Genomic DNA, 4,244 nt, shown 5'->3' with positions numbered 1-4,244 from the left:
GCTTCCGGGGGGCGCGCGGCCGGTTCGGCGGGCTCCGGGGGCGCGACCGGTCCGGGCGCGGGCTGCGGGGGTCGGGTGCGGCGTGGCTGCTGGGCCTGCGGGGCCTGCGGGGGCTCCGGTTCGGCCGCGCGGCGGTGGTTGGAGCCACCGGGGGCCTTGCCGTGCTTCGACAGCAGGTCTATGACGCGGGTGCCGCCGGTGCCGTCCTCGCTCAGCGCGCGGCGACGTCGGCCGGTTCCGGAGGAGCCGCCGTCCGCGTCCGGGTCCGGGCGGGAACGCCGGTGCCCGACTTCGCCATGCCGGGGGTCTTGCGGCACGCGTTTTCCCTCCCACCTGCGAAAGCCAACGGTCTGCACGATGCCGACGCGCTCGATACCCCCCGACGTGTATCGGACGGCGCCTCCGAGATAGTACGGCCGATCGCCCGAACTGACGATAGGACCGACAATTTCTTCACAATCAGTGCACGATCCGCCCTGCGTTCTCGTCTATTTCGGCCAACCGTGCTATGCCGTTTGACCGGCCCAAATACGCTCGATCACACCGTGCGCCCTCAATTGAACGCGATCAGTAACCGGCCGCTTCACGCGGGTGTGTTCCTCGTCGCTCCGCGGCGATCCCGGCCAAACGGACATCGGACCCGATCCGGTGGGCGACCGCGTTGCGCCCCGACTGCTTGGCGGCGTAGAGCAGCGCATCGGCGCTGATCAGCTGCTGCTCGGCGGAGATCGGCGCGGGCCCGCTGGCGGTGTGCTCGTGCGCGACGCCGACGCTCACCGTCACCCGCAACCCCGGGGCCATCTGCGACCACGGGAACCGCTCCACCCGCGAGCGGGCGGTCTCGCAGATCGCGACCGCTCCCGCCGGGTCGACGTCCGGCAGCACCAGCACGAACTCCTCCCCGCCGTAGCGCGCGCAGAACGCGCCGCTGGGCAGTGCTTCCTGCAGCAGGTCGACCACCCGTTGCAGCACCCGGTCGCCGAGCAGGTGCCCGTAGGTGTCGTTGACCTGCTTGAACCAGTCCAGGTCGACCAGCGCGACGGCCAGCCCGGCGTCGGAGCCCGCGTGCTCGGTGAGCAGGTCGGCCAGCCGCTCGTCCAGGTAGCGCCGGTTGTAGCTCGCGGTGAGGCTGTCGCGCAGGCTCTGCTCGCGGGCCTCGGCGTGCTCGCGGCGCAGCCGGTTGACCTCGTGGCGCAGCTGTTCTGGCACCTTCGGGACGTCCACGCTGGACCGCAGGTCCATCGCCGAGCGCAGGTGGTGGTAGGCCTGCCGCCACTGGCCGCGCGAGGCCAGCAGGCTCGCGATCGACTCGTGCAGGTCCGCCATCCCGGTCCCGTTGGCCAGGTCCTGGCGGGTGCGGCGGCCGGGAGGCAGCACGGGTGGTTCGCCCTCGCGAAGGGGCTCCGGCCCGGCGAAACCGCCGCGCAGTCCGGTCATCGCACTCACCTCCCGTCCGTGGTGTCGTCGGGTGTGACGGATCGCTTGAGCTGGTCTGACACGCCCATTGCTCAATTCGCTCAACCGGCTGACCCCCAGGTCTGGTCCGAAATGCCGAGCGTCCGGCGAATCCCCCACTGCTTAGGATGTGTACCGGGCCCGGGGTGGATGTGGAAGCGATTCGGATCGGACCCACCCGCACGGACGAGCAGGGCGACGTGCGCATTCCTCCACCGCATTGCGGTTTCATCGGCGTCGACCCGCCGCCGCGTTACGGAAACTTGATCACGCAATCATTCACCCGCTCGGGCAAGGTGCGAATCCGTGCAGCCGCCCGTCCAGCACGACGAGGTGCTGCGAACCGATTTGGTGGCCGGTGACGGTGCCCGCGGTCCGCGTGGTCACCTCCACGCCGACCACCCAGACCTCGCCGCGCGGCCGCAGGCCGTCCGGCGCGTAGTCGGGATCGGGGCGCAAGGTGGACATGGCCGGGTCGAGCTCCACCGTGGTCTCACCGAGGTCGCAGCTGCGGTCGGTGAAGTCCGGGTGCTGGGTGCGGCGGAAGAACTCCTGCTGCGCCTGCGGTCCGGACCGCGCGGCGGCGTTGTTGGCCGCGAAGTACTGCTGGGCCAACCGGATCGCGGCGGGCTCCGCGGGCGACGGCGCGCAGGCCACCGCGAGGAACGCCGCCGAAGTGCCGATGAGGACACCTGGTCGGCAGCGGAACCGGCCGCGCGCGGCGGATCCCGGCACCCGCGGTGTTCGTCTCATGTGCAGCACCGGTGCTGTATCAACCTCCGCTGTGGTCGATCTCCGCCGCGGTGGGCACGGTGGCGTCGTCCGGGTCGTCGAGCCAGCCCTCCGGCAGCACGACCTTGCCCGCCGAGCCCTGGCGGCCGCGCGGCCCCTCGGCGTCGGTCGGGAACGGCACCTCCGGGTCGAGCTCGGCCAGCAGGTCGTCCAGCTGCGCCAGGCTCGACACCATGCCGAACTGCTTGCGCAGCTCGGAGCCCACCGGGAAGCCGCGCAGGTACTGCGCCATGTGCTTGCGCAGGTCGCGCAGGCCCTTCTCCTCGCCCATGTGGTCGGCCAGCAACTCGGCGTGCCGCCTGAGCACCCCGGCGACCTCGCCGAGCTTCGGCCCGGCCGGGATCGGCTCGCCGGCGAAGGCGGCCTGCAGGTCGCGGAACAACCACGGCCGCCCCAGGCAGCCGCGGCCGACCACGACGCCGTCGCAGCCGGTCTCGGCCATCATCATCAGCGCGTCATCGGCGCTGAAGATGTCGCCGTTGCCGAGCACCGGGATGGACGTGACGTGCTCCTTGAGCCGCGCGATGGCCGACCAGTCCGCGGTCCCGGAGTAGCGCTGGGCGGCGGTGCGGCCGTGCAGGGCGACCGCGGCGGCCCCGTTCTCCTCGGCCAGCCGACCCGCGTCCAGGTAGGTGGTGTGGTCGTCGTCGATGCCGATGCGGAACTTCACCGTCACCGGGATCCCGGCCGGTTCGGCGGCGCGCACGGCTGCCTGCACGATCTCGGCGAACAGCCGCCGCTTGTACGGCAGCGCGGAACCCCCGCCCTTGCGGGTCACCTTCGGCACCGGGCAGCCGAAGTTCATGTCGACGTGGTCGGCGAGGTCCTCGTCGACGATCATCCGCACGGCCTTGCCCATGGTCACCGGGTCGACCCCGTAGAGCTGCATGGAGCGCGGGTGCTCGTCGGGGTCGAAGGTGATCATCTCGAGGGTCTTGGGGTGCCGTTCGACCAGCGCCCGGCTGGTGATCATCTCGCACACGTACAGCCCGGCGCCGTACTCACGGCACAGCCGCCGGAAGGCCACGTTGGTGATCCCGGCCATCGGCGCGAGCACGACCGGCGGATCAACCTCGTGCGGGCCGATCCTCAGGGCGGGCTTGCTCAACGTCGCGGTCACGAGCTCCATTGTCGCCGATGCCCAGGTCGACCTTGACGCACCGTCCGCCCACCCCGGGCGCCCTTGCCCTCAACCGCCTCCCGAAGCCCCCGCAGCAAGGAGACGCGCAGGTCGGGGCCTCCAGGGCCGAGCTCTCGCGTTCGGGCACAAGCGGTGGATGCGATGCCGACGAGGTGGCGGAGGCAGTCGGCAGGCTGCTCGTGGTCGTCGGGACCGCGGATGTGGTCGACGCCGCCGTCGTGGTCGTCGCGATCAGCCACGGGGCGGCGGTGCTGACCTCCGACCCCGGTGATCTCCGGAAGCTCACGGACGCGGTCGGGGTGCCGGTTCCGGTCGTGAGCGTTGGAGCTCCTGCTGCGGGGTGGTTGGTCAGGGGGTGCGGCGGTACTGCTGGGTGCCTTCGCGGTCGCGCAGGACGATGCCGATCGCTTGGAGCTGGTCGGCGAGGTCGGCTGCCGCGCCGTGCTGCTTGTCGGTGAGGGCTCGGGACCTGGCTCGGAGCAGGCCGTTGGTGCGGTCGTCCAGGTCCGGGTGGCCGTCCAGCCAGGTGCGGAACTCGTGCTCGTGCGGGTCGGCGTCGCCTGCCCACGGGTAGCCGCAGTGCTCGAAGGCGGCTCGGACCTGGGACTTCGACAGGTCCGAGGACTTGTGGCGGGCCAGCTGGCGGGTGCTGGCGTCCAGGATGACCAGGTCCTTGCCGTCCTGGAACACTGCGCCGACCTGGTCGCGCCGGACGTACCGCTCGGTGCCCTGCTGCTTGAGGCGGACGCCCGCCGGGTCGACGGTCAACTCCAGGGCCTCCTTCCTCGCCTCGGCCGCCAGCCACGCGCCCGCGAGCAGGCCGACGGCGGTCAGCACCGGCACCGCCCAAGCCGTC

General features: G+C 71.7%; 4 protein-coding genes and 1 pseudogene. All 5 read right to left on the bottom strand.

Features of this window, described 5'->3' with window-relative positions; translation table 11 throughout:
* Positions 1-317, bottom strand: a pseudogene (locus tag ABT324_RS33250) (hypothetical protein); the annotation flags it as partial.
* Between the two features lie 250 nt (positions 318-567).
* On the bottom strand, positions 568-1,437 hold the full coding sequence (locus tag ABT324_RS33245; protein ID WP_351185854.1) for a GGDEF domain-containing protein: 870 nt from the start codon (positions 1,435-1,437) through the stop codon (positions 568-570).
* Between the two features lie 297 nt (positions 1,438-1,734).
* Positions 1,735-2,208 carry a hypothetical protein gene (locus ABT324_RS33240; RefSeq protein WP_351185851.1) on the bottom strand — a complete coding sequence of 158 codons (474 nt, stop codon included), beginning with the start codon at positions 2,206-2,208 and terminating at the stop codon, positions 1,735-1,737.
* A 19-nt stretch (positions 2,209-2,227) separates the two neighbouring features.
* A complete protein-coding gene (gene dusB / locus ABT324_RS33235) occupies positions 2,228-3,376 on the bottom strand; it encodes a tRNA dihydrouridine synthase DusB (protein WP_351185848.1) in 1,149 nt (382 codons plus the stop codon).
* Between the two features lie 360 nt (positions 3,377-3,736).
* Positions 3,737-4,244, bottom strand: a 508-nt coding sequence (locus tag ABT324_RS33230) for a YqeB family protein (RefSeq protein ID WP_351185845.1), incomplete at its 5' end; no start/stop codon positions are given.

This window comes from Saccharopolyspora sp. NPDC000359, assembly GCF_040300525.1.
In the GTDB taxonomy this organism is placed as follows: Bacteria; Actinomycetota; Actinomycetes; order Mycobacteriales; family Pseudonocardiaceae; genus Saccharopolyspora.
This window is presented reverse-complemented; position numbering and strand designations above follow the sequence as displayed.

Bases quoted from the DNA above. Each gene is read 5' to 3' on its own strand.
- ABT324_RS33240 (WP_351185851.1), bottom strand. From the start codon at position 2,208: ATGAGACGAACACCGCGGGTGCCGGGATCCGCCGCGCGCGGCCGGTTC.
- dusB (WP_351185848.1), bottom strand. From the start codon at position 3,376: ATGGAGCTCGTGACCGCGACGTTGAGCAAGCCCGCCCTGAGGATCGGC.
- ABT324_RS33245 (WP_351185854.1), bottom strand. From the start codon at position 1,437: ATGACCGGACTGCGCGGCGGTTTCGCCGGGCCGGAGCCCCTTCGCGAG.